Below are 25,310 nucleotides of genomic sequence, written 5' to 3' on the forward strand. Positions count from 1 at the left end.
GCGGACGCCGCGCCGCCGCCGGTGTGCCTCGCGCGCGGCTCAGTCGGCGAGACTGTGCAGGTCGAGCCGGCCCCGGGCGAATGCGTCCACCCGCCCCCAACGACCCGGAATGTCCAGGACCTCGATCCGGCCCATCCCGACCGGCAGACGCGGTTCGACCGCCAGGTGCCCGTCGTGCGGTTCGAGACCGAGCATGGTGCGCAGCAGCAGCAGTGGCGTACCTGTAGACCAGGCCTGCGGGCTGCACGCCGTCGGGTACTCGACCGGGAACTTGGTCAGCTCCCGCGGATAGCCGCCGAACGCCTCCGGTAGCCGACCGTCGAAGTAGGTGGCCGCGTCGAGCATGCCGTTGGCGATGGTGGCGGCCTCCTCGGCGAAGCCGTACCGCCGCAGACCCCAGGCGATGAACGAGTTGTCGAACGGCCAGATCGTGCCGTTGTGGTAGCCGATGGGGTTGTACCGGGCCTCCCCCTCGGCGAGCGTGCGCACCCCCCAGCCGGAGAACAGGCGCGGCCCGACCAGGTGCGCCGCGAGCTTCTCGGCCCGAGCCGGATCGACGATCCCGCTCCACAGCAGGTGGCCGATGTTGGAGCTGAGGATGTCGCACTGGCGACCGTCCGGGTCCAGGGCCAACGCGTAGTACTCGCCGTCGGCCACCCACCAGTCCCGGTTGAACCGCTCCTTCAGCTCCGCCGCCTCCCGCTCCAACTGGTCCGCGAACTCCGGGTCGTCCCAGAACAGGCGGGCCATCCGTGCCGCGCGGACCTTCGCGTCGTACGCGTACCCCTGCACCTCGCAGGTGGCCCGCGGGAACGGCGGCAGGGTGCCGTCGGAGTAGGAGATCGAGTCCCAGGAGTCCTTCCAGCACTGGTTCTCGAGGCCGGTCTCGGTGTTGCGGCGCTCGTACCAGATGTAGCCGTTGCCGATCAGGTCGGCGTAACTGTCGATCCACTTGAGCGCGGCCCGGGACTCCTGCTCCAACTCCTTGACCAGCGCGACGTCCCCGCTCCACCGCTCGTACTCGTCGAGCAGCACGAGGAACAACGGGGTGGCGTCCACCGATCCGTAGTACGGCGAGTGCGGCTGCTCCTCGAAGGCGGCGGTCTCGCCGTAGCGCATCTCGTGCAGGATCCGCCCCGGATCCTCGTCCCGGAAGTCGTCGAACCGGCTGCCCTGCAGGGACGCCAGGATGCGCAGCGTCGTCTTCGACAGCTGCGGTGTGAACGGCAGCGTCTGGAGGCAGGTGAGGATGCTGTCCCGGCCGAACATGGTCATGAACCAGGGCAGACCGGCCGCGGGCAGGGTCGCGCCCCCGAGCGACAGCGGCGAGAAGCGCAGCGCCGCCAGGTCGATCAGACTGCGGCGGTACGTGGCGGCGACCCGACCGTGCTCGCTGTTGACCTTCGGCGCGTCCGCGATCCACTGTTCCAGGTCGTGTTGCAGGGCCAGCCGCTCGCCGCCGTGCACGCGCACGCCCATCCGCAGGTCCCGGTCCCCCGGCCCGACCGCGCGCGTCTGCACGTCGATCGTCGTGTCCCACTGCTCGTTCGGTTCGAGGTGGACGGTGTACGCGAAACCCCGGTTGTCGTAGCGGGCCGACACCGACGACGAGATGATCGTCTCGCGCCGGAAGTTGCCCCGGCGGTAGCCCAGGCGCAGCCTGTCCGCCTCGACCTCGGTATAGGTCTCGCCCTTCTTGTTCAGGATCTCGTCCTTGACCTGGAACAGGTCGGCGAAATCGGACGCCGCGTCCATCCGGATCTCCAGGTCGACAGCCTTCTCGTCGTGGTTGAGGATGGTGAGCTGCTCCCGGAAGCTGCCGCCGACCGCACGCTCGCGGATGATCGACAACTTCGCGTCCACGTAGTGCGTGGCCATCCCCGGCACCAGGAAGAACCGGGACTCGAAGTACTGCAGGTCGTCGTACGACAGCGAATTGAGGCGTTCGCCGTTGACACTCAGCACCCAGGTGGACAGGAACCGGGTGTCGAGGGAGAAGAGCCCGGTCGGCTCGCTCGGCGTCGCCTCGATGTCGCCGGTGTCCTCGCAGACGACGAACGTGCTGCCGTCCAGGATCCGGATCGTGTTGCTCTGACCCATCACCGCACCTCCCCTGCGAAGCGGCGACGCGGCCCACGGGCGTCCGGCGACCCGGGGAGGATCCGCTCCACCTGCACCAACAGCCGGGCGTCCCCCGACACCGTCATGTCCCCGCGCAACACGGCGGCCAGGCCGTGCTCACGACCGGCCGCTATCTCGTCGAACAGCATCGGGTCGGCGCCGATCACCGTGTCGGCCTCCCGGTCCTCCTGGCTCACGTCGAGCCGCCCATGGTCGATCTTCAACAGCCAGTGCCGGGTCTGCGCCCCCTCGTGCAGGTCGATCCGCAGTGTCCCGGAGGTCTTGGCCAGCAGTGGCTCGTACCCCCGCCGGTCCAGGTCCTCGAAGAACCTCGTGGTCGCGTCCACCATCGGGTCCACTCCTCCCCCAGTCGGCCGGACCGCCGCAACCCACGCGGCAGCCTTCACGGCCGGCGTCCCACGTCCCCGCACAAGTCCCCGCACCCCACAACCCCAACCTCGCCCAATTAGGGTGACCGCCCCGCCCCGCCCCTCCGCCCCCCGCCGCTCCGCCCCGGCCGCTCTGCCCCGGCCGCTCTGCCCCGGTGATCAAGAGGTTGGCGTCACCGCTTCCGGCGTGTCGTGACGCCAACCTCTTGATCACCGGGGGCGAGCGGCGAGGTCAGGCAGGGGGCGGGGGTAGGGGGCGGGGGCAGGGGGGCGCCGGCCCTTCCTGGACGGGAAGGGCCGGCGCTTTGTGCGTTGCTGCGTCAGTTGTTCGGGTCGTCGGCGCTGATGTCGGCCAGCACCGACTGCGGCTCACGCTCGACCGCGAGGTCACCCATCGAGACCAGGCCGATCAGGCGGCCCTCGTCGACCACCGGCAGTCGGCGTACGGCGTAGGTGCGCATCAGGTCAGCGGCGGACACCGCGTCGTCGTACTGGCTCACGGTGATCACATCGCGGCTGGTGATCTCGTTCAGCCGGGTCGAGCCCGGGTCCATGTTCTCCGCGACACCCCGGACCGTGATGTCCCGGTCCGTGACGATACCGACGACGCTGTCGCCATCGGTCACCACCACGTCGCCAATGGCGCTGTCGCGCATCTCCTGCGCGGCGGCGATCAGCGTGTCGTTGCCGTCCATCGTCACCAACCGGGTCGTCATGAACTCTCCGACCGTTGTCATGGTGCTCCCCTCTCGGTGTCGGCACGGCTCGTCTACCCGCCGTCCCGCAGGGGGTAACGCCTTCGGTTCGGCGGCTATCCGTCCGGCCGGCGCAGGCGGCGCAGCTCGTAGAGACCACTGCTGGTCAGGATGTAGAAGATCGGCAGCAGCAGGAAGATCACCAATGCGAACAGCGGTTGGGTGACGAACCCGACGAGAACCGCCAACGCGTACCCCAGGATGCCGACCGCGGCCCGTTTGCGTTCCTCGGGGAAGAACCCCCGGGACACCGCCGGGTCGATCAGGTCGTCGCGGCGGGTCAGATAGTGATACAGACCCAGCCAACTCATTGAGAGCAGGATGCCGACCAACCCGTAGAGGGCGACGGCGGTCCGCTCGTCCGCCCGGTCGCCCTGCCGTACGGCCTGCGAGACGATGGAGGTCGTGAAGGGCAGCAGTGCCGTCGTGAACAGCACGCCCAGGTTGTACCCCTGCAAACCCTTCCCGCTGTTTGCCACCCGGGCCAGGGCGGACCGGTGGTTCACCCAACTGACGGCGACGAAGACGTACGACGTGACGTACGCCAGGTAGGCCGGCCACTGCTCGACGAGCGCGTGCAGCATCTGACCACGGCCCACCCGGGGCGGCTGGAGGTCGAGCACCAGCAGCGTGATGACGATGGCGAAGACGCCATCACTGAACGCGAGCAGACGGGAGGTCTCCGACCGGAGGAACGGGCCTCCACCGCCGGCTCGCCCCTCGTCGTCGCTTCCCCGCCCGATGTTCATCCCGCCCTCCCCGCCTGGAGCCGCGCCGACGCGGACGTGCCATCCCTTCCAGGGCCGGTGCCGACACGCGGCACCGCGGCCATCCGACCTGGACCGGCCTCGACACGGCGGTCGGGTATACCCGCCGACGGTCCCGGCACCCGTGACGCGGGGCAGCGTGCTCCGGCGACGCCGCCTACCGTGGATGGGGTGCTGACGGGCGAGCGGGAGCTGCGGGAGTTGGTCGCCGGCAACGCCTGGCTGACCCGGGCGCTGACGGTGGTCCGTGACTCCGGCCTGCCCGACGCCTGGATCGGCGCGGGTGCCCTGCGCGACCTGGTCTGGGGCGAGCGGTACGGCGACGGGTTCGACCCGGGAACAGTCCGCGACGTGGACGTGGTCTTCTTCGACCCGGCGCGGTTGTCCCGCGAGGACGACCAGCGGGCCACCGACCGCCTGGCCGCCGCCTGGCCGGCCCTACGGTGGCAGGCACGCAACCAGGCGGCGGTGCACACCTGGTACGCCGCGAAGTTCGGTGGCGACCCGATCGCCCCGTATCGCAGCGTCGCCGAGGCGGTGGCCACCTGGCCGGAGTACGCCACGGCCGTGGCGGTACGCCTGTCGACGGACGGTGAGCTGGAGGTCTGCGCCCCGTACGGCCTTGCGGACCTGCTGGGCGGGGTGTGGCGGCACAACCCGACCCGGGTGGACGTCGCGCTGTCCCGGCAGCGGCTGGCCCGCCACCGGCCCGCGCAACGCTGGCCCGGGGTGACCGTGATCGCGCCGGGCTGACCGGCGGCCGGAACCGCGGCGCACCGGAAAGGGAGCGGGGCACGCCGCGAGCCGTCAGGAGCGGGGCGGGATTCCGTAGATCCGCTCGACGTGCAGGCGCAACACCAGCCGCTGCTCGCCGACCATGGCGCTGCGGTATTCGGCCCAGTCGGGGTGCTCGCCGCGCAAGGACCGGTAGAGCCCGACCAACTCCTCGACCGTGGCGTCGTCGACGTCGGCCGCCGGAGCGGTCAACTCGGCCCGCCCCTCGACGACCGCGTACGCCCAGCCGTCCTCGCTGCTGACGTGGAAGCTGGCGCGCGGGTCCCGACGGAGGTTGGCGGTCTTGGCCCGGCTCTCGGTGACGGACACCCGGATCAGGCCGGCCGCGGGATCGAACGAGTAGACCACGGTGGACATCTGCGGTCGTCCGTCGCGCTTGATGGTGGCGAGCACGCCCATCGAACGACCGGCGATCAGGTCGGTCAACGCCTGCTGGTTGGGGTCCTCCGGCACGGCTTCCTCCAGGTGGCACGGTCGGCTTCGTCCAGTGGCACGGTCGGCTCCGTTCCATCCAAACATGACCGGCACGCGTCCGCTCCCGACGTGCCGGTGCCCCCCACGGACCGCGGGCCCGGACCGTGACCGGCCGGGCCCGCAGCAGACGGTGGTCCTCAGCGTTCGGCGGCGACCAATTCGGCGAGCTGTACGGCGTTGAGCGCCGCGCCCTTGCGCAGGTTGTCGTTGGAGCAGAACAGCGCCAGCCCGTACTCGACGGTCTCGTCGGCGCGGATGCGGCCCACGTAGGTCGGGTCCTGCCCGGCGGCCTGCAACGGCGTCGGCACGGCGGTCAGCGCGACACCGGGCGCGTCGGCCAGCAGCTCGTGGGCCCGCTGCGGCGTGATCGGCCGCGCGAAGCGGGCGTTGATCTGGAGCGAGTGGCCGGTGAAGACCGGCACCCGGACGCAGGTGCCGGAGACCTTGAGGTCGGGGATCTCCAGGATCTTGCGGCTCTCGTTGCGGAGCTTCTGCTCCTCGTCGGTCTCGAACGAGCCGTCGTCGACGATCGAGCCGGCCAGCGGCAGCACGTTGAAGGCGATCGGCTCGGCGAACGAGCGGGGCGCGGGGAACTCCACGGCCGACCCGTCGAAGGCGAGACCGGCGGCGTGCTCGGCGACCTTGCGGACCTGCTCGTCCAGCTCGGCGACGCCGGCCAGCCCGGCGCCGGAGACCGCCTGGTACGTCGAGACGACCAGGCCGATCAGGCCGGCCTCGGCGTGCAGCGGGCGCAGCACCGGCATCGCGGCCATCGTGGTGCAGTTGGGGTTGGCGATGATGCCCTTCGGCCGGTCGGTGGCGGCGTGTGGGTTGACCTCGGCGACGACCAGCGGCACCAGCGGGTCCATCCGGAACGCCGACGAGTTGTCGATCACCACGGCGCCGGCCTCGGCAACCCGGGGAGCGAGCTCCTTGGCCGTGCCCTTACCGGCCGAGAAGAGCACGATGTCCAGCCCGGAGTAGTCCGCCGTCGCGGCGTCCTCGACGGTCACCTCTTCGTCGCGCCACGGCAGCGTACGCCCCGCGGACCGCGCCGAGGCGAACAACCGCACCTGCTCCGCCGGGAACTCCCGCTCCGCCAGCACCTGCCGCATCACGCCACCGACCTGGCCGGTGGCCCCCACAATGCCGATCCTCATGCCCCGGAGGCTACCCACCCCACCCCGGAAACCGGGACCCCTTTCCCACCCCCCGGGTCCCACCTCACACCGAACGGCGCCCGGAACGTTGATCAAGAGGTTCGCGTCAAGAAACGCGTGCAATCTGACGCGAACCTCTTGATCAACGAGGTCAGGCCGGGTCAGGGGAGCTGGTGGAGGTCTCCCAGGGCTGCCGACTCCAGGTCTTCGCGGATCACTGCGGCGTCGCCCTCGACGACCAGGGTCATCGCGTCGGGGTGCAGGTGGGTGGCCGCCGCGGCGGAGATCTGGTCCACGTCGGCGTTGAGCAGTTCCTCGCGCAGCCGGGCGTGGTAGTCGTCCGGCAGGTCGTGCACGACGAGCGTGGTCAGGGCGGACGCGATCGCCCGCGGGCTCTGCAACTCGACCGAGAGCTGCCCGGCCCGCCACGAGCGGGCCACCGCCAGCTCGTCCTCGGTCACGCCCTCGGCCTGCGTACGGGCGATCTCGCCCACCGCCTCGACCAGGGCCGGCGTGGTGACCGCGGTCTGCACGCCGGAGCTCACCGCGAACCGGCCGAACCGGCGGGACGAGGCGAATTCGCCCCGGATGCCGTACGTGTAGCCGCGCACCTCGCGGATCAGGTGGTTGAGCCGGGAGGTGAACGCCCCGCCCAGGACCGTGCCGGCCAGGGTCATCGGTACGTGGTCGGGGTGCCCCCGGTGCGGCGACGGGTGACCCAGCCGCAGCGTGGACTGCACCGAGCCCGGCCGGTCCACCAGGATGATCCGCCGGCCGGCGCGCAGCGGCACCTCGATCGGACCGCCCTGCTCGGCCGGACCGCCGCCGGTGCCGGCGAACGCCGCCGCCGCCAGCGCGTCCAGGTCGATCCGGTCCAGGTCACCGGCGACGACGAGGGTGCCCGGCCGCAGGAACCACTCGGAGTGGAAGACGGTGATGTCCTCCACGTCCAGGGCGGCCACCGAGTCCGGGTCGCCGTACATCGGTCGACCCCACCGGGTGTCGGCGCCGAACAGGTCGGCGCGCAGCGCGGCGTCGGCGCGCGGACCGGGGTTGGCCCAGTCCATCCGCAGCGCGTTCGCCTCGTCGTCGCGGACCCGACGCACGTCCGCCGGGTCGAGCCGGGGCGTCCGGACGGCCTCGGCGAGCAGTTCCACGGCGGCGGTCAGCCGGTCCACCGGGACCTGGACGCTGACCTGGAACGAGTCCCAGTCCAGCCCGGTCACCAGTTCGGTGCCGAGCGCCTCGATGGCCAGCGCGTACGCGGTCCCGTCCCGCTGCGCGGTGCCCTCCTCCATGGCCTTGGCGAGGACGCCGCCCAGCCCTTCCTTGCCGGTCAGCTCCCGGCCGGCGCCGGCGTCGAGCAGCAGCAGTGCGACGGCGAGGTTCTGCCCGGGCAGGTGCGCGGCGACCACCTGGCCACCGCCCACCGCGCGGCGGACCACCGGCGGGAACCGGTACGGGCGAGCGGCACCCGGGCCGGGACGGGCGGTGATCAGCGTCATGCGGTCTCCTCGGGCACGTAGGTCAGGGTCACCCGGTCGGCGGCGCCGAGCACCTCGGCGGCCGTCTCGGCGATCTGCTCGGCGGTCACGGCGAGCCAGGCGGGCAGCCGGTCGGCGGCCCGGGCCGGGTCACCGAACTGGGTGGCGTACCGGCCGAGCGTGTCCGCGCGGCCGTCCACCGTCGACATCTGCCGCCACCATGCGGTGCTCAGCAGCGCCTTGGCCCGGTCCAGTTCGGCGGCGGTGACCGGCACGGTGGCCAACTCGTCGACGACCTCGGCGAGCCCTTCGGCCAGCCGTTCGGCGCTCACCCCGGGCCGGGCCGTGGCGGTGGCGATCAGTGGCGCGGGCGCGTGCGCCAGGTCCACCCCGTACGCACCGACCAGGTCGGGTTGGGCGATCCGCTCGCCGTCGGCGAGGCGCTGGTAGAGCCGGCTGCCACGACCGCTGCCGAGGACCGTCGCGAGCACGGTGAGCACGTCGTACCCGGGGGTGCCGAACGGGTGGCCGCGGTGCGCGACGTAGACGCGCGGCGCGGGCACGTCGGCGGTCACCGTCTCCACGGCGGGCTGCCCGGTGGCCGGCACGTTCCGCCCGTCCGGGGCGGCCGGGATGTCGTCCCGGGCCGGCAGCGCGCCGAAGTACTTCTCGGCCAGCGCGAACACCTCGGTGGCCGGGGCGTCGCCGACGACGGTCAGCACCGCGTTGTTGGGCGCGTAGTACATCTCGTGGAACGCCTGGAACGTCGCGAGGTCGGCGGCGTTCAGGTCTTCCATCGAGCCGATCGTCGAGTGGTGGTACGGGTGCCCCGGCGGGTAGAGCAGCGGCAGCAGCCGCAGCCAGGCGTCCCCGTACGGGACGTTCTCGTAGCGCTGCCGGCGCTCGTTCTTGACCACCTCACGCTGGTTGTCCAGCGTCTCCTGGGTGAGCGCCGGAACCAGCCCACCCATCCGGTCCGCCTCCAGCCAGAGCGCCAACTCCAGGTGCTCGGCCGGGACCGTCTCGAAGTAGTTCGTCCGGTCCGGGTTGGTGGTGGCGTTGAGCGAGCCGCCGGAGCCCTGGATCAGCTTCATGTGTTCGGTCTTCGCCACGTTCACCGAGCCCTCGAACATGAGGTGTTCGAAGAGGTGGGCGAAGCCGGTCTGCCCGGCCGGCTCGTGCCGGGATCCGACGTCGTACCAGAGGTTCACGGCCACCGCGGGCGCGGTCCGATCCTCGCTCACCACCACACGCAGGCCGTTGTCCAGTCGGGACGTCTCGATGGGCCAGGGGTAACCACTGTCGGGCATGGCACGACGCTATCCGATCTCGCGGGCGGAAAGGTGACGTGCGGTGCGTCGGCGAGCCGACCGACCCGCTCGCATCGAGTCCGCCGCTCGGGGTACCGCAGGGGTATGACCCCACCAACCGCCGGACCGGCCGCCCGCGTCGTCGAACGCGCGAGCGCCGCGCTCGGCCGCCTGCGCCGCGGCCGGTTGCTGCATCCGGTGGGCGCGTCGTTCGCCGCCCAGGTGACGATCTGGGGTACGCCCGGACCGCCCGTCGGGGTCGGCCTGCTGGACAACCCCGGTGTGTACGCGGGCACGGTCCGCCTGTCCCGGGGGACGCCCACGCCGGGCGGGTGGCCGGACGTGCTGGGCCTGGCGCTGCGCGTGCACGTCGAGGCGGGGCCTCCGTTCGACCTGCTGGTGAGTTCCAGCGGCGCCGCTCCGGTGCTGCGGAACCTGCCGCTGCCCCGCCGCGACTTCTCCGGGACGTACAGCACGATCATGGGCTATCGGACCGGCCGCCGCCGGCTCTGGTTGGCCGCGCTGGCCGACCCGGAGGCGGTCGACCTCGGTCGCACCCTGTCCGCCGTCACGGCCGTGGCCCGGGCGGACGCGCCGCGGCTGGTGCTCGCGGTCGCGTCCGCCGTGGGGCCGTGGCGGCCGGTCGGCCAGGTCGCCATCGGCGCCCCGCTGGACGCCCGCCAGGACGCCGCGCTGGCGTTCGACCCGGTGCGCAACCTGCCGGCCGGGCTGCGGGCGGCAGGTCCGCTCGCCTGGCTGCGCGAGCAGACCTACCGGAGGTCACGTCGGGCCCGCGGGGCGTCGACTCAGTCCGGCGGTTCGACGGCGGCCACCGTCTGATCGGAGGTACGCCGTTCCAGCACCGTGTCCGGCGCCGCGTTCTGGTCCGCCTCGCGCAGGTCCGATTCGGCGAGGATGGCCTCGGCCTGCGCCTGCGGATCGTCGCTGCCCACCGCGGCCTCCTCGGGAAGGAGGTGGTGGGCGCGGGACTCTGCCCGCTCCTGATCGCTCTGCTCGTCAGTCATGGCACCCCTGTTACCCCGGGCCCGGCATTCGCACGCGGTGTTCACTCCGCATCCTGGGACGAGGGACCGGCGAGCCCGGTCCGGTCGGGTAGGCTGGCCGGGTGATGAGGACGTATCCATGGTTTAGGCAGCCGGCTCGCACGCCGGTGACTTCACCATGATCTGACGTCACCACGGACCGAGCCGGCCGGGCAGGAGCTGTCGTTCCCGCCTCTCTGCGTACGAGCAGCCGGCTCGTCCCGGGCACCGGCCCCGGGCACGGTCGGCGAAAGGATGCCCACCGTGACGACCCCGGAGACCGATCGGGTCAGCGACCAGCGGATCGACCGCGTCGTGCCGCTGACCACACCCGCCCTGCTGCACCACGAGTTGCCCCTGGACGCCCCACTCGCCGCGGCCGTGTTGACCGACCGCCGCGCGGTGAGTCGCGTGCTCGACCGCGAGGACGACCGCCTGCTGGTGGTCGTCGGCCCGTGCTCGGTGCACGACCCGGCGGCCGCGCTGGAGTACGCCGAGCGGCTGCGCGCCGCCGCCGACCGGCTCGCCGACGACCTGCTCATCGTCATGCGCGTGTACTTCGAGAAGCCCCGCTCGACGGTCGGTTGGAAGGGCCTGATCAACGACCCCGGGCTGGACGGCAGCGGCGACGTGAACACCGGTCTGCGTCGGGCCCGGGCGCTGCTGCTCGACGTCCTGCGCCTCGGCCTGCCGGTGGGCTGCGAGTTCCTCGACCCGATCACCCCGCAGTACATCGCCGACACGGTGGGCTGGGGTGCGATCGGCGCCCGGACCGTGGAGAGCCAGGTGCACCGGCAGCTCGCCTCCGGCCTGTCCATGCCGATCGGCATGAAGAACCGCCCCGACGGCAGCATCGGCACGGCCGTGGACGCGATCCGCGCCGCCGGAGTGCCGCACGTCTTCCCCGGCATCGACTTCTCGGGCACCCCGGCGATCATGCACACCCGGGGCAACACCGACGGTCACCTGGTGCTGCGCGGCGGCGGCGGTCGGCCCAACTACGACGCGGCGTCGGTGGCCGGGGCGCTCGACCTGCTCCGCGCCGCAGGGCTGCCCGAGCGCCTGGTGATCGACGCCAGCCACGCCAACAGCGGCAAGGACCACCGCAACCAGCCACGGGTCGCCGCCGACGTGGCGGCTCAACTGGCCGCCGGCCAGCGCGGGATCACCGGCGTGATGCTGGAGTCGTTCCTCCTGCCCGGCCGGCAGGACCTCGACCCCACCCGCGAGCTGGTGTACGGCCGCTCGGTGACCGACGCCTGCCTCGGCTGGGACGACACCGCCGAGGTGCTCGCGGAGTTGGCCACCGCCGTACGCGCCCGCCGGGCCACCCTGCCCACCCATGCCTGAGAGGTGTGATGGCCGGCACTGCGGTGCACGGAACACGAGTGGGCGGTGCCTGGTTAACTGAGGTGTCGGTGTGCTCAGTGTCCCCGGGCCTCACCTAAATAGCCCTCGCGGAATACCGTTCGGCTGGAGCCGCGTCGCGCCACTCGCCGAGAGGCGACATACACACCGACACCAGCGCCGCCCCCGGCTCACGAGGCCGGGGGCGGCGCTGTCTGTCCGGGCGGGCGTGACGTTTGACCGATTCCGGCCCGGGTAGCTGATCAGCGTGACCGACGACGCATCCGTGGCCGATGAGCCGGACACCCGCGCCCTCGACGACCTGCTCGACGACCTCTACCGGGGTCAGGAGCGCATCACCCAGGCGGAGATCTACCGCCGGGCCGTCGCCACCGAACTCCCGCCGGAACTGCTCGCCCGGATCAACGCGCTGCCGGAGGGTGAGTACGCGGTGGACGAGGCCAGCGACCTGCTGGGTGGCAACGTCGGGTGAGCGGAACGAGCGCAGCCAGCGAGCCCAGCGACGCGAAGGGACGACACACCATGACGCACCACGAGGACCATGAGGAGAAGGTCCCGGCGCTGGGCCAGCCGCCGGAGGGCAGGGACACCACGCCCGAGCCGGACTTCGCCAACGAACACGACCGCACGGCGGTCGACCGCGACATCATCACGGGCGCGGACGAGGACGAACGGGAGCCGGAGTCGCCGCACGGCTGGTCCGGCATGCAGCGTTGACGCGGGTACGACAGCGGGGGCCGGCGAATCCGCCGGCCCCCGTCGCGTCGTACCCGTCGTCGGTTCAGTCGTCGTCGTGCCCGCCCTCGGCGGCCTGCTGCGCCGTGGCGTACGCCATCTGGAGGAAGTCGGACGCGGCCACGGCGGTGAGCGCGGTGGCCACCAGACGCGTCAGCCGGGGGGCGAGCACCAGTCCGCCGGTCAGTCCGGTGGCCACCCAGACCGCCAGGCAGAACGGGCAGCTCAGCAACTCACCGATGGCGTGCCGGGTGGAGCTGCCCGAGTCGCGGACCTGCTCCATCACCTCGCCGCTGCCGATCGGCCGGTCGTACCGGGTGAACGGGGCGCGCAGCGGGCTGGTCACCGCGTCCTTGGACAGGAGCCGGCTGAGCTTGTGCGTGGCGATGGAGAGCAGCACCACGTCGGCGGCGGCGGGACGCTCGGGCACCGGCCGGCCGGTCACCTTGACCAGGCCGGCGAGCGCTCCGGTGACGCCCGCGTAGGTGCCCATCGCCGCGAGGTAGCCGCCGAGCGGTCGATGCTCGTGCGGCGCGTACGCCCGGCGCAGCCGCGCCACCCTCTGTCGCAGGCCAGTGTCGGTCACCGGTCTCCTTCCATGTCGTCGTGGTGCGAACGTTCCGGGCTGTCGATTTGTCTCAACCGGCCTGGAGGTTGTCGGCGACCTCGCGGACCAGGTTGGTCAACGCTTCGTCGGCCAACTGGTCCGGGTCGGTGCCCGAGCCGTCGCTCAGGTCGAGCTGGATCCGCGCGCCGCCAGAGTCGGCCGGAGCCACCCGGATCTCGGCCGCCCAGTCGGCGTCGCCCCAGCGGGCCCGCAGCTCCTCGCCACTGACCTCGGCCGGCGGGCTACCGTCGTTGCGCAGTGGCGCCGGCAACCAGGCCGAGGCCCGGGCCGGGTCGGTGGCTGTGTTGAAGACCACCTCGGGTGGCGCGGACATGCCGCGCACGGCTCGCGCCGCCATCAGGCGTCCCGCAGACGGCTCGGGTCGACCTCCCGGCCCGGGTGCCGGGCCAGGTACTCGGTCTCCAGCTCCGCGGTGCGCCGCAGGTGGTTCGCGAGCGCGGAGTCCGCCGCGTGCCGCAGCGTGTCCAGTCGGGTGCGGTGCAGGCTGTGCATCTCGCGGATCAGATCGTCGTCGGTCAGCTCCGTCGGGTCGACGCCGGCCGCGTCGCCGTCGAGTTCGGCGCCGACCGCGTCCCCGTCGAGGTCGGCGAGGTGGTCGCCGCTCCACTCGGGCACCCTCTGCTCCGGGCTCATTTCCGTACCATCGCTGGACGCAAAGCCGTCCTCGCGTACCGATCCGGTCATCGTCGCCCCCCTGGTCTCGTTTGGGCTGGCGTCTAGACGGATGCCCACACCGGGTGACGCCAAACCCTCCCGTCCGCGCGCCAGCTACGACACCGTGTCGGAGATCGCCGCCGGCCCCGGTACCCTCGACGCCATGAGGTGGCTCTGGACCCCGGCGTGGATCGCACGTCACGTGGCCATGGTCGTGCTGGTCGGGAGCTTCCTCGGGCTGGGCTGGTGGCAGATCAGCCGGGCCACCGCCGGCAACGACCTCAGCTGGGGGTACGCCGTCGAGTGGCCGATCTTCGCCGGCTTCGTGGTGTACGTCTGGTGGCGCGAGGTGCGCCTGGCCCGCCGCGCCGCACAGGGCGCGACCGAGCCTCCCGGCGCGCCGGCCGACGAGTCGACCCCGGCCGTGGGGGCCGATTCCCGACCGGCGGTACGCCGACCGGTGCGGGTGCGGAGGGCACCGGTCAGCGCTACGCACGGTGACGACGCGGCGCTGGCCGCGTACAACGACTACCTGTCATGGTTGAACGCCAATCCGGGCGCCCGGCCCGGTGACTATCCCGGCTGAGCCGGGCCTGAAGAAGGACGGACGACGTGGGCGCAGCCCTTACCCGGTACCGCGTGATCGCCTGGATCGTGGGCGTGGTGCTGATCCTGCTGGTCGTGATCGGGATGCCGCTGAAGTACGCGTTCGACAATCCGGTCGTGGTGGAGACGGTCGGCCCGGCGCACGGCTTCCTCTACATGATCTACCTGGTGGCCGCGTTCGATCTGAGCCGCCGGGCCGACTGGCCGCTGAAGCGGATGCTCCTGGTGATGCTGGCCGGCACCGTGCCGTTCGTCTCGTTCTACGCCGAGCGTCGCGTCACCGCCTGGCTGGACCGGCCCGCCACCCGTACGCCGGAGCCGGTCGCCGGCTGAACGGGCGGCGGAGGCCCGTCAGCGGTTCGGCCGCCAGGGGTCGGCCGAGGCGAGCGGGTCGACCCACCCGCCGTACCGGTTGACCTCCCGGGCCCGTAGCAGCGCCCGGGTGACCTGACCGAACTGCCGCTCGTCGTCGGCGCTGAAGAGCAGCACCTCCGTACCCCGGTGCCAACCCCACAGCTCGTACGGCGGTGGCCGCCAACGGTCACCGACGAGGGCGAGCGCGGCCGGTAGCAGGAGCACCGCGCCGAGGATGAGGTACGCCCCGGCGGTCAGCCGTTGCAGGCCGCCGCTGAAGCCGAGGAGCAGGCCGACCACGCCGATCATGGACGCGGTGATCCCGACGGCCCGGACGGCGATCCGGTCGTGCGGGCCTCGGGTGGTACGCAGGTGGGTCAGGTCGGGGACGCGGTAGCTGGTGCGGCCGACGGTGAACCGGTCGACGGTGACGATGATGCCGGGTCGCGCGTAGAGCAGCGTGGACCTGGCACCGGGCACCGTTCGCTGCGGTCGCGTCGTTGCGCCTTCACGATTCACGGTTCCTCCCGCGGGTGCGGTCTGTGGGGTCGGTGCGTCACCACGGGCGTGAGTGTTCGATGACGGGATTCCCGGCCCCGAACTCCATTGTGTTGGGGCGCTGCCACTCCACCTGGGCATTTACGGCGGACCGACCGGTCACCCCCTCGGGCGACATGGCCGGGGAACAGCATCCATTTCACCTTTTATCGGGTATGGCGCGCTGCTAACCGGCGGCATGCGCCGGGAACGACGAAAGTCGCATATCGGTCAGATTGCGGTAAAAGGACGCTGTCCAGCCTTCTTCCCCGTGTCGGCAGCCCCGTTGACGCTGTCGTTCCGCAGCGGCACTTCCTGCCACTTGGTCAACCTTCGCCCCTGCTTCAACTGCGCAGCACAACCGTCCCGGGTTAGGTTGGGCGAGCCGGTCCGGCCCAGTGCCGTCCACCAGGACGACCCCGGCCGGTGTCGCCGAGGGCGTCAGCAGCCCCGTCGGCGGCCGTGGGAGAGGAGCCTCTCGCTCTTGTCATCCCTGAGAACCCTGCTGCGTACCGTGGCGCTGGTCGGCCTGTCGGCCGCCCTGATCGCCCCGACGGCGGCGGCGCACGCCGAGCCGTCCCCCGCAGACCTGACCCGCCGGATCGAGACGTCCTCGGCCGAGCTGGAGCGGGTCGTGGAGTCGTACAACAAGCTCACGGAGGACATCAAGGTCAACAAAGCCGCGGTGGCCCGATTACAGGCCCGCATCGGCCCGCTCGAACAGCAGGCCGAGCAGAGCCGGGCGGACGTCACCGCACTCGCCAACAGCGCGTACAAGAGCGGTGGTCTGCGTACCGCCGACGCGCTGCTCCGGCCCGGCGGCTCGGCCGCCCTGCTGGACCGGCTCGGCACCCTGGACCAGCTGACCCGCCAGCGCCAGGAGCGCATCTCCGGCTTCACCGACAACCAGCGACGGCTGCTCGCGGAGAAGAAACGGCTGGACGCCACGCTGGCCCGGCAGGCCGCGCAGGCCCGCGAGTTGGCGGCGGGCAGGACGCGCATCGAGAAGGACCTGGCCGAGCTGTACGAGCTGCGCCGACAGGCGTACGGGGCGGCCACCGAACGACCCGCGCCCAAGGCGGCCGAGGTCGAGGCCCGCAAGGCGCCGGCCGTCGCCGGGGACGCCGGCACAGCGGTGCGGTACGCCTACGGCGCGATCGGCAAGCCGTACGTCTGGGCGGGCGAAGGGCCCGGTGGGTACGACTGCTCCGGGCTCACCCTGGCAGCCTGGCGGGCGGCCGGACGGTCGCTGCCGCACAGCGCGCGGATGCAGTGGGGCGCGGTCGCGCACATCGGTAAGGGCGACCTCCGCCCGGGGGACCTCGTCTTCTACAGCGGCCTCGGGCACGTCGCGCTCTACGTGGGCGAGGGACAGGTGATCGACGCACCCAGCGCCGGTCGCAACGTGCTCAAGCGCGGCATGAACATGATGTCGATCCACGGCTACGGCCGGGTCACCTGACGCGGCCCGAATACGAGGAACGGCCGGCGTCCCCCTATCGGACGCCGGCCGTTCGCCGTCATTACTACCAGGTCAGGCTGCCTGCAGCCCTTCCGCCCGGGCCAGCTCGCGGAGCCGGCCGAGGGCCTGGATCTCGAGCTGCCGGATCCGCTCGCGGGACAGCGAGAAGCGGGACGCGACCTCGGTCAGCGAGTGTTCGCGGCCGTCCTCCAGCCCGTAGCGGGCCCGCATGATGCCGGCCGAACGGTCGTCGAGGTGGTTGAGCAGCCCTTCGATGCGCTGCCGCTCCAGACCGCTGAGGACGATGTCCTCCGGAGACGGCGCGTCGCTGTCGGCGACCAGGTCACCGAGGTTGGTGTCGCCGTCGTCGCCGACCGGGGTGTCCAGCGAGACCGTGTCCTGCGACCAGCGGCGCAGCTCGTTGACCCGCTCGACGGTGACGCCGAGCGACGCCGCGATCTGCTCCGGCTCCGGGTCGCTGCCCAGCTCACGGGTGAGCTGCCGGGTGACGTTGCGCATCCGGTTGACGTCCTCCACCAGGTGCACCGGCAGTCGGACGGTGCGCTCCTGCTGGGCGATCGCCCGGCTGATGGCCTGGCGGATCCACCAGGTGGCGTAGGTGGAGAACTTGTAGCCGCGCTCGTAGTCGAACTTCTCGACCGCCCGGACGAGGCCGGTGTTGCCCTCCTGGATCAGGTCCAGCATGGGCATCCCCGAGCGCACGTAGCGACGCGCGATCGACACGACCAGTCGCAGGTTGGCGCGGATGAAGAGGTCCTTCGCGCGCTCACCCTCGGCGACCAGCCGATCCAGGTCGGCCCGGTCGACACCGTCGGGAACGGCATCCTCGCCGAGCAGGTGCTCGGCGTAGAGGCCCGCCTCGATCGCCTTGGAGAGATCGACCTCCTTGGCGGCGTCCAGCAGTGGCGTCCGGGAGATCTCGTGCAGGTAGACGCCGACCAGGTCACGCTCCTCGGCGACCTCGTCGGTACGCATGCCGATGTTCTTGTCCACGTTGCCCACGGTCCCCTCGCTCGCGCCGGTTGCCCGGTTCCTTGCCATTCCCCACGTCGGTCAGCCCCTGGTAACTTCTGCTGTGCCCACCGGTGCTGACACCTACACAACAGATGAGACGTGTCGGGGATTCCATTTCGTGAGTCGAAAGTGTCACGAATGCCTGAGTAGTTGCTGAGAGCACGGTCCATGTTTGCTGTCAGCACCCGTCGGGTGGCGCGCCACTGGGCACCTCGAACGGGCTGGTGGATCGACGAATCACCGATCGCCCGCACCATAGGCAACACCGCCCGCCGCGCTGGCACAGCGACCCGGGTCACCACCGCGCTGCGATCCTGGTCACTGCCAGATACGCAGCGGTGGACCGGTCGGTTCATCCACGAGGGTGTTATTACCCTCCGGCCGGTTGAACAATCCGGAGGCCCGTTCGCTTCCCGCAGCGGGGCGGGCTCAGGAGGCGAGCAGGGCGAGGGCGCCGCGCACCTGGTCCGCGGAGCGGGCGAGGGCGGCCCGCGCGGCGGCCACCCCGGCACCGGAGACGAGGGTGACGAGCGCCGTTTTCAGGTCGCCGTCGGCCTCGCCGAGGGCCCGCCGGGAGACCTCCTCGGAACACCCGGTCGCCTCGACCAGGATCGAGATCATTCGGCCCCGGAGTTTGGCGTTGGTGGCAACCATGTCGATCATGAGGTTCGAGTAGACCCGCCCCAGGCGCACCATGACGGCGGTCGAGAACGCGTTCAGCACCAACTTCTGCGCCGTGCCCGCCTTCATCCGGGTCGACCCGGTGACCACCTCCGGTCCGGTGTCCACCCCGATGAACACGTCGACCGACCGGGCGGCCTCCGCCTCCGGATTGGCGCAGAGCAGCACCGTCGAGGCACCCGTGGCGCGGGACGCGGCGAGCGCCCCGAGGACGTACGGGGTGCGTCCGCTGGCCGCCAGACCGACCACGAGGTCACCCGCACGCACACAACCGGCCGCTTCGAGCGCACCGCCCCGGTCGTCGTCCTCGGCGTCCTCGACGGCGCGCACCATGGCGTCCGGGCCGCCGGCGAGGTGCGCGCAGAACCAGTCCCGGGGCGAGTTGAAGGTCGGTGCCAGCTCGGCCGCGTCGAGCACGCCCAGCCGCCCGGAGGTGCCGGCACCGAAGTAGTGCACCCGGTTGCCGCCGCGCAGCGCCGCGACGGCCAGGTCGACCGTGGCGGCGATCTCGTCGAGCACCGCCGCGACCGCCGCCGGCACCCGCCGGTCGGCCTCGTTGATCACCGTGAGGACGTCCCGGGTCGACATCAGGTCGAGGTCGGTGCTGAGCGGGTTACGCCGTTCGGTGGGGGCGCCCACCCGGACCGCCGGTCGGGTGCGCGGTGCTGCCATGTCCTTGTCCGGCTCCACCGAGCCGGGCGTCATGCCCGCCTCCGGCTTCCGCCCACCCGGTGCGACTGGACCGCCTCGGCGGTCGCCTCCAGAGCCTTGCGGGCGCGGGACCGGTTGCGGGCGGCCACCCCGACGAAGAGGCAGTCCACGACGGTGAGCTGCGCCAACCGGCTGGCCGTGGCACCCGAACGGTAGGTCGTCTCGCGGGCCGCGGTGGTCAGCACGAAGTCGGCGACCTCGGTGATCGGCGAGCGCGGGAAGTTGGTCAGCGCCACGGTGCTCGCGCCGCGCGTCCGGGCCTGCTCCAGCACCTCGATCACGTCCGAGGTGGTGCCGGTGTGCGAGATGCCGATCGCCACGTCGCCACGACCGAGCAGGGCGGCCGAGGTCAGCGCGGTGTGCACGTCCGGGAAGTAGAAGGCGATCCGGCCGATGCGGTGCAGCTTCTGCTGGAAGTCCGAGGCGACGAAGCCACTGGCCCCGGCCCCGTAGATGTCGATCCTGCCGGCGCCGGCGATCGCCTCGACGACCTGCTCGCAGACGGCCGGGTCGAGCTGTTCGGCGGTCTCCTCGACGGCTCGCGCGTCGTTGAACGCGATGGTGGCGATGATCTGGGCAAGGTCGGCACCGGGCGGGATGTCACCGCCGACGACCCGGGCGTCCGGCGGCTCGACACGGCGGGCAGCCTCGGCGGCGAGCCGGATGCGCAGCTGCGGGTAGCCGTCCATGCCGACCGACCGGCAGAACCGGATGACGGTCGCTTCCGATGTCTCCGCTGCGGTGGCGAGGTCGGTGATGGTCCGCCGGGCGGCGGCCGCCGGGTCGGACACGACCAGTCGGGCGACCCGCTGCTCGGCGGGCGACAACGACGGCAGCAAGCCGCTGATGTGGACGATCAGTCCACCGGGCTCGTGATTCGCAGAAATCTTCGGACTCTTCGCCACGGGTGAAACTTACTTTCACGAAGCGTGAGCGTCAACCATCACCGCATGTGGTGGGAAAGTGTCGACGATCCGGATCACGCCTTTCGCACAGCCTGCCACGTACCCAGGATCGCCGCCTCATCCGCCGGGTCGAGTCCACCCTGCCGTACGTCGCCCGGGTGGGCGCTCATCCAGGAGGCCGTCGCCCGAACGGTGTCACCCAGCGGACGGACCGTCAGCCCGGCCTCCAGCGCCGGGTCGGCGTCCCGGTCCATCAGGCCGGCCCACTCCGGCAGCCGTACCCAGAGGGGCAGCGCGCGCTCCCCCGACCACTCGCGTACGTCGTGGGCCAGCAGGAAGTCCTGGTCGACCCACGTCAGGTGCGCGTCCGGGCCGTCCAGTGCGGCCGCCACGCCCGCGAGCAGGTCGGCCCGGGACATCGCCGGACCGGTGCCGTCGTACGTGCCCACGAGCCGGGTGTCGGCGGCGTGCAGCAGCCAGGCAGCCAGGTCCGCGACGTCCACGAACTGCACCCGGTCGGTCGGCTGTCCCGGCGCGAGGACCTCGCCGCCCCGCGCCAGCCGCCGCACCCAGTACGGGAAGCGGTCGCTCGGATCCTCCGCGCCGACGAGCAGCCCCGCCCGGCAGATGAACGACCGGTCCTCGCCCATCCGCTCCCGGACCAGTCCCTCGATGCTGACCTTGCACTCGCCGTACCAGCGGTGCTCCGGGCCGACGGGCGCGTCCACCTCCGCCGGGGCGGGCGGCAGCACCGGGGCGTCCGCCGCGCGCTGACCCGGGGTCGCGTTGTCCGCGTACACCGAGATCGTCGAGACGAACGACCAGTGACCGACGTGGTCGGCCAGCGCGGCGAGCGCGTGCCGGGCGTGGCTGACCTGGCGGGTCACGTCCACCACCGCGTCGAAACCCCGGCGGGCCAGCGGTGCCAGCGCCGCCGGGTCGTCGCGGTCCACCGGCACCAACCGCGCGCCCTCGGGTACGGCGCCGGACACGCCCCGGGCCGCACAGGTCACCTCGTGCCCCCGCGCGACGGCGAGCCGAGCCACCGCCCGACCAAGAAACCGGGTACCCCCAAGAACCAAAATCCGCGCCATCCCCCGATCCTGCGCCGCCCCACCCCGAAAAACCCAACCCCTCTGCCAACGGCAGACAGCCCCGCCCCCACCCCGCCCAGCCCAGCCTCGCCCCGCCCCCGGACGCGTCGATCATGAAGTTATTGCCGCGACACGCCGGTCCGGAGGGCAATAACTTCATGATCGACGAGGCGAGGGGGCCCGTAGGGGCGGGGCAGGGCCGGGTGTGGGTGGGGTGTGGGGTTAGCGTTTGGGACATGGTGGGACGGAGTGTGGTGGTCACCGGTGGGGGCGGCGGGTTGGGCGGCGCGGTGGTCGCCTCGTTCGTCGAGGCGGGCTGGCGGGTGGTCGTACCGCGACGGGGTGGCCCTGCCGGGTCGGAGCCGGCGGCGGACGGGCTGGTCCGGGTCGGCGCGGACCTGACCGAGCCGGCGGACGTGGCGCGGGTGGTCGAGGCCGCAACGGCCGACCAGGCCGCGCCGCTGCGGGCGGTGGTGAACCTGGTCGGCGGGTACGCGAGCGGCGGCCTGGTGCACGAGACGCCGGTCGAGGAGTTCGAGCGGATGTTGACCCTCAACCTGCGCCCCACGTACCTGGTGACGCAGGCCGCGCTGCCGCATCTGGTGGCGGCCGGCGGCGGCGCGGTTGTGTGCGTCTCCGCCCGGGCGGCGGTCAGCCCGTTCGCCGGGGCGGCCGGTTACGTCACGGCCAAGGCGGCGGTGCTGGCCTTCGCCAACGCCGTCGCGGTGGAGTACCGCGCCCGCGGCGTCCGCTGCAACACCGTGCTGCCCAGCGTCATCGACACCCCGGCGAACCGGGCCGCGCAGCCCGAGGCCGACCACTCCCGCTGGGTCGGCCCGGACGAGATCGCGCCGGTGATCCGCTTTCTCGCCTCGCCGGACTCGGCACCGACCAGTGGGGCAACCGTCCCGGTCTACGGACGCGCCTGAACCAGCAGCGGCACGTCGCCGGGCCCGGCCCGCTCCGACGCCGGCTTCCCCGTCGACGGCTGGGCCGGGTCGGGTCGGCTGTCCGACGGCAGCCAGGACGCCAGGTGGGCCTGGATCTGCTCGGTGACCTCCTCGGCCGGACGCCCGGCGTCGACGAGCACGAAGCTCGGGTACTCGGGCAGGGTCCGGTAGGCGGTGTCCGCCGCGGTCAGCCAGCCCATCGACTCGTGGTCGGTGCCGCGCTCCTCGATGCGCCGGTACGCCTCCGCCGGGTCGACGGCGAGCAGGAAGGTCACCTGCGGCGTCGGAAACAGCCGGTAGCCGGCCCGGGCCAGTCGTTCCCAGCGGTGCCCGCCGTGGGCGCGGATGCTGGCGTACTGACAGGCCGAGTAGCGGTCCATGACGGCCGTCCGCCCGGTGAGCAGGCAACTGAGCAGGGCCGCGGCGATGGCCAGCCAGCGCAGCACGGACTCCACCGCGAGGACGCCGTCGCGCCCGACGAGTCGTTGCGCGTCCGGCAGGCCGAGCCGGTGGGCGAGCCGGCCGAGCCAGCGGCGGCCGCTGGCGTTGCGGCGGTAGATGGCGGGACTGCCGGCGGCGGTGAGCGCGTCGGCCAGCCGGTGCGCCTGCGTGGTCTTGCCCGAGCCGTCGATGCCGATCAGAGCGACGGTGCGCAGCCGGGCCCTGCGGCGTCGCGTACCCGATGGTCTGGCCACCCTCGACAGGTTATCCGACCCACGCTCGCCTACCGCGACATTCGTACCCGTTTGTTCCTGTTGGCACCCGACCGCGACCAGAGCAGGTGTGGGCGACCGGAATGCCGGGTACGGGGGTTCGAATCCAACCGCCTGTCCACCAACACGACCGACGGGAGATCCAGATGGCTGAGCGCGGGGACGAGAGTCTGGTGCACACCCTGAAGAAGGTCGCCGCCGTGCTCAAGCAGTCCGAGATCCCGTTCGCTTTGGGCGGCAGCTTCGCCGTCTACGCACACGGCGGCCACTCCAGCGACCACGACGTCGACTTCCTCATCCGCGAGGCCGACGTGGAGCGGTCGCTGGAGGCGCTGGTGGCCGCCGGCTTCCGCGCCGAACGGCCACCGGAGGACTGGCTCGTCAAGGTCTTCGACGAGGAGCGGATGGTCGACCTGATCCACCGGCCCATCGAGACGCCGGTGACCGAGGAGACGTTCGCCGACACCGTCGTACGGCCGGTGGACGCGATCCACATGCCGGTCCTGTCCGCCACCCAGCTCATGGTGCACAAGCTGCTCAGCTTCTCCCAGCACTACTGCGACTTCGCCCGCGGTCTGCCGCTGGCCCGGTCGCTGCGGGAGCAGATCGACTGGGAACGGGTACGCAAGGAGACGCAGCACTCGCCGTACGCCGAGGCGTTCCTGGTGCTGCTGGACCGGCTGGAGGTGGTGCCGGAGCCCGGCACCCCGGCAGGAGGGGAGACCCCGTGACGAACGATCAGGCCGGTGGCGCGGCGCCACCCGACGAGTACGTCGAAGCGGAGATCCAACGGTCGCTCACCGAGGATCCGGCCGTCGCCGAACAGGGCATCACCGTCGTCCGACGCGATGACATCCTCGTGCTGCACGGCGAGGTGGAGAGCCCGCACCGGCGGGAGGAGATCCTGCGTCTCGTGTCGGAGCGTTTCCCGGACGTGCCGATCACCAGCGACATCGGGGTGATCCGCGTCCAGGCGCCCACGGAGATCGAGCAACTGCCCTGAGGGAGGTTCCATGGTGATCCGGATCGCCGCCGTGGGCGACGTGCATCTGGACGAGGACGTGGTCGGCCGGTTCCGCCCGGCGCTGGAGGAGCTGCCGGAGTGCGCCGACGTGCTGCTGCTGGCCGGCGACCTGACCCGGCACGGCACCGAGGCCGAGGCGCGCTGCGTGGCGCAGGAGTTCGGTGGGCTGGCCGTACCGGTGGTCACCGTGCTGGGGAACCACGACCACCAGTGTGATCAGGTGCCACAGGTCGTGAAGGTGCTCCAGGACGCGGGCATCACCGTGCTGGAGGGTGACGGCGTCGTCCTGGACTGTGCGGGCGGCCGGCTCGGCGTCGCCGGGGTCAAGGGCTTCGGCGGCGGGTTCGCCGGCCGGTGCGCGAGCGACTTCGGCGAGCCGGAGATGAAGGCGTTCGTTCGGACCACCAACGAGAGCGCGGACCGCCTGGGCGCGGCCCTGCGCTCGCTGGACTGCGACATGCTGGTCGCGCTCACCCACTACGCGCCGGTCCCCGACACGCTGGTCGGTGAGCCGCTGGAGATCTATCCGTTCCTGGGCTCGTACCAGTTGGGGCAGGCGATCGACTCGGCGCCGACCGCGCTGGCCCTGCACGGGCACGCGCACGCCGGCACCGAGCGCGGCATGACCCCGGGAGGGGTACGCGTCCGCAACGTGGCGCACCCGGTGATCAAGCAGGCCTACAGCGTCTTTCATGTCGGGGATCAACTCGACACGGACCAGGTTTCCCCGCTCGGAGCGTCGGGTACTCAGAGGTCATGGAGCTGATTCTCTGGATTCTCGCAGTCGTACTCGTGGTCGCCGGCATCCTCGCGCTGTTCCGTCGGCAGATCCTGTGGGGCATCGTCCTCATCGTCGTCGGGCTGCTCGTCGGCCCGGGTGGTGTCAGCATCTTCAATTGACGCTCGCACCTCATAACCCATTCGTCACGAACACCGGGACCCGTCGGGGTCGCCGCGACCGGAGCTTCGTCCTCCCGACAGAAGCACCGGCCGCAGCGGCCCCGGCGCTTTTTCGTGGGGTTTGATCGGGCCCCTACGCGGAAATATCTCGACCATGGAGATGTCTCGCGAGGCACGGCCCACCTCCGGCCGGCGGTCGCGCTGGGCGCTCGCCGCCTTCGCGGCGGCGGTCTTCGTCGCGGCCGCGATCGGCGGGCTCGGCGTGCAGGGCACCACCGACGAGTACGCGAGCCTGCGCCAGCCGGACTGGGCGCCGCCGTCCTGGCTCTTCGGCCCGGTCTGGACGGTCCTCTACGCGCTGATCGCGGTCGCCGGCTGGCTGGTCTGGCGGCGGGTCGGCTTCTCCCCCGCCCTCTGGGCGTGGACCGCCCAACTCGTGCTCAACGCCATCTGGACGCCGCTGTTCTTCGGCGCGGGCCAGTACGGTCTGGCGTTCGCCGAGATCGTGGTGATGTGGCTGGCGATCGGCCTCACCGTGGTGCTCTTCGCGCGGGTGTCCCGGGTCGCGGCGGCGCTGCTGCTGCCGTACTGGGCATGGGTCACCTTCGCCGCCGCGCTGAACCTGTCGATCTGGCGGCTCAACGCCTGACCGGTC

Annotated in this window: 32 protein-coding genes; 14 read left to right on the plus strand and 18 right to left on the minus strand. The window is 71.9% G+C overall.

The features are described 5' to 3' along the window. Positions 1 to 39 precede the first annotated feature (39 nt). The 4 genes from AC3EN4_RS19520 to AC3EN4_RS19535 form a co-directional block, all read right to left on the minus strand. A complete protein-coding gene (locus AC3EN4_RS19520; protein WP_435207215.1) occupies positions 40 to 2,100 on the minus strand; it encodes an amylo-alpha-1,6-glucosidase in 2,061 nt (686 codons plus the stop codon). After that, positions 2,100 to 2,471: an SCP2 sterol-binding domain-containing protein gene (locus AC3EN4_RS19525; RefSeq protein ID WP_422736570.1), complete on the minus strand. Its 372-nt coding sequence runs from the start codon at positions 2,469 to 2,471 to the stop codon at positions 2,100 to 2,102. The genes AC3EN4_RS19520 and AC3EN4_RS19525 overlap by 1 nt, the downstream gene beginning before the upstream one ends. A 359-nt stretch (positions 2,472 to 2,830) precedes the next feature. Next, positions 2,831 to 3,247, minus strand: a complete 417-nt coding sequence (locus AC3EN4_RS19530) for a CBS domain-containing protein (RefSeq protein WP_435207216.1) — start codon at positions 3,245 to 3,247, stop codon at positions 2,831 to 2,833. 74 nt (positions 3,248 to 3,321) lie between these two features. Beyond that, positions 3,322 to 4,014: a TMEM175 family protein gene (locus AC3EN4_RS19535; RefSeq protein ID WP_435207217.1), complete on the minus strand. Its 693-nt coding sequence runs from the start codon at positions 4,012 to 4,014 to the stop codon at positions 3,322 to 3,324. Positions 4,015 to 4,203: 189 nt separating this feature from the next. Here AC3EN4_RS19535 and AC3EN4_RS19540 point away from each other — a divergent pair, with 189 nt between their 5' ends. Next, positions 4,204 to 4,785, plus strand: a complete 582-nt coding sequence (locus tag AC3EN4_RS19540) for a nucleotidyltransferase family protein (protein WP_435207218.1) — start codon at positions 4,204 to 4,206, stop codon at positions 4,783 to 4,785. Positions 4,786 to 4,839: 54 nt separating this feature from the next. On the opposite strand, the gene AC3EN4_RS19545 is transcribed toward AC3EN4_RS19540, so the two are convergent. The 4 genes from AC3EN4_RS19545 to AC3EN4_RS19560 all read right to left on the minus strand — a co-directional run bounded on the left by AC3EN4_RS19545 (position 4,840) and on the right by AC3EN4_RS19560 (position 9,255). Beyond that, the gene (locus AC3EN4_RS19545; RefSeq protein ID WP_435207219.1) at positions 4,840 to 5,280 is read right to left on the minus strand and encodes a PPOX class F420-dependent oxidoreductase; all 441 of its coding nucleotides are present in this window, start codon (positions 5,278 to 5,280) and stop codon (positions 4,840 to 4,842) included. A gap of 158 nt (positions 5,281 to 5,438) precedes the next feature. Then, entirely contained in the window at positions 5,439 to 6,461 is a 1,023-nt protein-coding gene (locus AC3EN4_RS19550) for an aspartate-semialdehyde dehydrogenase (RefSeq protein WP_435207220.1), read from the minus strand. Between the two features lie 161 nt (positions 6,462 to 6,622). After that, positions 6,623 to 7,966, minus strand: coding sequence for a M16 family metallopeptidase (locus tag AC3EN4_RS19555; protein WP_435207221.1), 1,344 nt, complete (start codon positions 7,964 to 7,966; stop codon positions 6,623 to 6,625). Further along, complete coding sequence (locus AC3EN4_RS19560) at positions 7,963 to 9,255, minus strand: M16 family metallopeptidase (protein ID WP_435207222.1); 1,293 nt, start codon at positions 9,253 to 9,255, stop codon at positions 7,963 to 7,965. Before AC3EN4_RS19560 ends, AC3EN4_RS19555 begins: the two co-directional genes overlap by 4 nt. 105 nt (positions 9,256 to 9,360) lie before the next feature. Between AC3EN4_RS19560 and AC3EN4_RS19565 the strand changes: the two genes are divergently transcribed. Then, positions 9,361 to 10,095 (plus strand): phosphodiesterase, encoded by a 735-nt coding sequence (locus tag AC3EN4_RS19565; protein WP_435207223.1) that lies wholly within the window; start codon positions 9,361 to 9,363, stop codon positions 10,093 to 10,095. On the opposite strand, the gene AC3EN4_RS19570 is transcribed toward AC3EN4_RS19565, so the two are convergent. Then, on the minus strand, positions 10,062 to 10,280 hold the full coding sequence (locus tag AC3EN4_RS19570; RefSeq protein ID WP_422736578.1) for a hypothetical protein: 219 nt from the start codon (positions 10,278 to 10,280) through the stop codon (positions 10,062 to 10,064). The genes AC3EN4_RS19565 and AC3EN4_RS19570 overlap by 34 nt on opposite strands. A gap of 273 nt (positions 10,281 to 10,553) precedes the next feature. On the opposite strand from AC3EN4_RS19570, the gene AC3EN4_RS19575 reads away from it, so the two are divergent. From AC3EN4_RS19575 to AC3EN4_RS19585, 3 genes are all read left to right on the plus strand, one after another. Continuing rightward, positions 10,554 to 11,648 (plus strand): 3-deoxy-7-phosphoheptulonate synthase, encoded by a 1,095-nt coding sequence (locus tag AC3EN4_RS19575; RefSeq protein WP_435207224.1) that lies wholly within the window; start codon positions 10,554 to 10,556, stop codon positions 11,646 to 11,648. A 256-nt stretch (positions 11,649 to 11,904) separates the two neighbouring features. Continuing rightward, positions 11,905 to 12,138, plus strand: a complete 234-nt coding sequence (locus AC3EN4_RS19580; protein WP_435207262.1) for a hypothetical protein — start codon at positions 11,905 to 11,907, stop codon at positions 12,136 to 12,138. Positions 12,139 to 12,188: 50 nt separating this feature from the next. After that, positions 12,189 to 12,383 carry a hypothetical protein gene (locus tag AC3EN4_RS19585; RefSeq protein WP_421472824.1) on the plus strand — a complete coding sequence of 65 codons (195 nt, stop codon included), beginning with the start codon at positions 12,189 to 12,191 and terminating at the stop codon, positions 12,381 to 12,383. A gap of 64 nt (positions 12,384 to 12,447) precedes the next feature. Here AC3EN4_RS19585 and AC3EN4_RS19590 read toward each other — a convergent pair whose 3' ends face one another. The 3 genes from AC3EN4_RS19590 to AC3EN4_RS19600 are packed head-to-tail and all read right to left on the minus strand — an operon-like array spanning position 12,448 to position 13,713. Continuing rightward, complete coding sequence (locus AC3EN4_RS19590; protein ID WP_422736580.1) at positions 12,448 to 12,987, minus strand: DUF1360 domain-containing protein; 540 nt, start codon at positions 12,985 to 12,987, stop codon at positions 12,448 to 12,450. A gap of 52 nt (positions 12,988 to 13,039) precedes the next feature. Continuing rightward, positions 13,040 to 13,366, minus strand: a complete 327-nt coding sequence (locus AC3EN4_RS19595) for a hypothetical protein (RefSeq protein WP_435207225.1) — start codon at positions 13,364 to 13,366, stop codon at positions 13,040 to 13,042. After that, a complete protein-coding gene (locus AC3EN4_RS19600; RefSeq protein WP_435207226.1) occupies positions 13,366 to 13,713 on the minus strand; it encodes a DUF6158 family protein in 348 nt (115 codons plus the stop codon). Before AC3EN4_RS19600 ends, AC3EN4_RS19595 begins: the two co-directional genes overlap by 1 nt. 133 nt (positions 13,714 to 13,846) lie before the next feature. On the opposite strand from AC3EN4_RS19600, the gene AC3EN4_RS19605 reads away from it, so the two are divergent. Both AC3EN4_RS19605 and AC3EN4_RS19610 read left to right on the plus strand, forming a co-directional pair. Further along, positions 13,847 to 14,269, plus strand: a complete 423-nt coding sequence (locus tag AC3EN4_RS19605; RefSeq protein ID WP_422736583.1) for a hypothetical protein — start codon at positions 13,847 to 13,849, stop codon at positions 14,267 to 14,269. A 26-nt stretch (positions 14,270 to 14,295) separates the two neighbouring features. Then, entirely contained in the window at positions 14,296 to 14,622 is a 327-nt protein-coding gene (locus tag AC3EN4_RS19610) for a DUF3817 domain-containing protein (RefSeq protein ID WP_422736584.1), read from the plus strand. An 18-nt stretch (positions 14,623 to 14,640) separates the two neighbouring features. Here AC3EN4_RS19610 and AC3EN4_RS19615 read toward each other — a convergent pair whose 3' ends face one another. After that, the gene (locus tag AC3EN4_RS19615; RefSeq protein ID WP_435207227.1) at positions 14,641 to 15,123 is read right to left on the minus strand and encodes a DUF6232 family protein; all 483 of its coding nucleotides are present in this window, start codon (positions 15,121 to 15,123) and stop codon (positions 14,641 to 14,643) included. A gap of 541 nt (positions 15,124 to 15,664) precedes the next feature. On the opposite strand from AC3EN4_RS19615, the gene AC3EN4_RS19620 reads away from it, so the two are divergent. Continuing rightward, a complete protein-coding gene (locus AC3EN4_RS19620) occupies positions 15,665 to 16,642 on the plus strand; it encodes an NlpC/P60 family protein (protein WP_435207228.1) in 978 nt (325 codons plus the stop codon). Positions 16,643 to 16,714: 72 nt separating this feature from the next. On the opposite strand, the gene AC3EN4_RS19625 is transcribed toward AC3EN4_RS19620, so the two are convergent. The 4 genes from AC3EN4_RS19625 to AC3EN4_RS19640 form a co-directional block, all read right to left on the minus strand. After that, positions 16,715 to 17,704 (minus strand): sigma-70 family RNA polymerase sigma factor, encoded by a 990-nt coding sequence (locus AC3EN4_RS19625; protein WP_355052221.1) that lies wholly within the window; start codon positions 17,702 to 17,704, stop codon positions 16,715 to 16,717. 402 nt (positions 17,705 to 18,106) lie between these two features. Further along, entirely contained in the window at positions 18,107 to 19,063 is a 957-nt protein-coding gene (locus tag AC3EN4_RS19630; protein ID WP_435207229.1) for an N-acetylmuramic acid 6-phosphate etherase, read from the minus strand. Beyond that, entirely contained in the window at positions 19,060 to 19,974 is a 915-nt protein-coding gene (locus tag AC3EN4_RS19635) for a MurR/RpiR family transcriptional regulator (RefSeq protein ID WP_435207230.1), read from the minus strand. Before AC3EN4_RS19635 ends, AC3EN4_RS19630 begins: the two co-directional genes overlap by 4 nt. Positions 19,975 to 20,048: 74 nt before the next feature. Continuing rightward, positions 20,049 to 21,068 carry an NAD-dependent epimerase/dehydratase family protein gene (locus AC3EN4_RS19640; RefSeq protein ID WP_435207231.1) on the minus strand — a complete coding sequence of 340 codons (1,020 nt, stop codon included), beginning with the start codon at positions 21,066 to 21,068 and terminating at the stop codon, positions 20,049 to 20,051. Positions 21,069 to 21,304: 236 nt separating this feature from the next. Here AC3EN4_RS19640 and AC3EN4_RS19645 point away from each other — a divergent pair, with 236 nt between their 5' ends. Continuing rightward, positions 21,305 to 21,997, plus strand: a complete 693-nt coding sequence (locus AC3EN4_RS19645; RefSeq protein WP_422736590.1) for an SDR family NAD(P)-dependent oxidoreductase — start codon at positions 21,305 to 21,307, stop codon at positions 21,995 to 21,997. Here the strand turns inward: AC3EN4_RS19645 and AC3EN4_RS19650 are convergent. After that, complete coding sequence (locus tag AC3EN4_RS19650) at positions 21,982 to 22,713, minus strand: dTMP kinase (protein ID WP_435207232.1); 732 nt, start codon at positions 22,711 to 22,713, stop codon at positions 21,982 to 21,984. The two genes, AC3EN4_RS19645 and AC3EN4_RS19650, sit on opposite strands and share 16 nt — an antisense overlap. Before the next feature lie 101 nt (positions 22,714 to 22,814). Here AC3EN4_RS19650 and AC3EN4_RS19655 point away from each other — a divergent pair, with 101 nt between their 5' ends. The 5 genes from AC3EN4_RS19655 (at position 22,815) to AC3EN4_RS19675 (ending at position 25,304) form a co-directional block, all read left to right on the plus strand. Then, a complete protein-coding gene (locus tag AC3EN4_RS19655) occupies positions 22,815 to 23,462 on the plus strand; it encodes a nucleotidyltransferase (protein WP_422740804.1) in 648 nt (215 codons plus the stop codon). Next, positions 23,459 to 23,734 (plus strand): BON domain-containing protein, encoded by a 276-nt coding sequence (locus AC3EN4_RS19660; RefSeq protein WP_435207233.1) that lies wholly within the window; start codon positions 23,459 to 23,461, stop codon positions 23,732 to 23,734. Before AC3EN4_RS19655 ends, AC3EN4_RS19660 begins: the two co-directional genes overlap by 4 nt. 10 nt (positions 23,735 to 23,744) lie before the next feature. After that, a complete protein-coding gene (locus AC3EN4_RS19665; RefSeq protein ID WP_422736593.1) occupies positions 23,745 to 24,521 on the plus strand; it encodes a metallophosphoesterase family protein in 777 nt (258 codons plus the stop codon). Continuing rightward, entirely contained in the window at positions 24,512 to 24,655 is a 144-nt protein-coding gene (locus AC3EN4_RS19670) for a GPGG-motif small membrane protein (RefSeq protein WP_007464364.1), read from the plus strand. Before AC3EN4_RS19665 ends, AC3EN4_RS19670 begins: the two co-directional genes overlap by 10 nt. Positions 24,656 to 24,809: 154 nt before the next feature. Beyond that, the gene (locus AC3EN4_RS19675) at positions 24,810 to 25,304 is read left to right on the plus strand and encodes a TspO/MBR family protein (protein WP_435207234.1); all 495 of its coding nucleotides are present in this window, start codon (positions 24,810 to 24,812) and stop codon (positions 25,302 to 25,304) included. The last annotated feature ends 6 nt before the right edge of the window (positions 25,305 to 25,310 follow it).

This window comes from Micromonospora sp. bgisy143, from assembly GCF_057708145.1.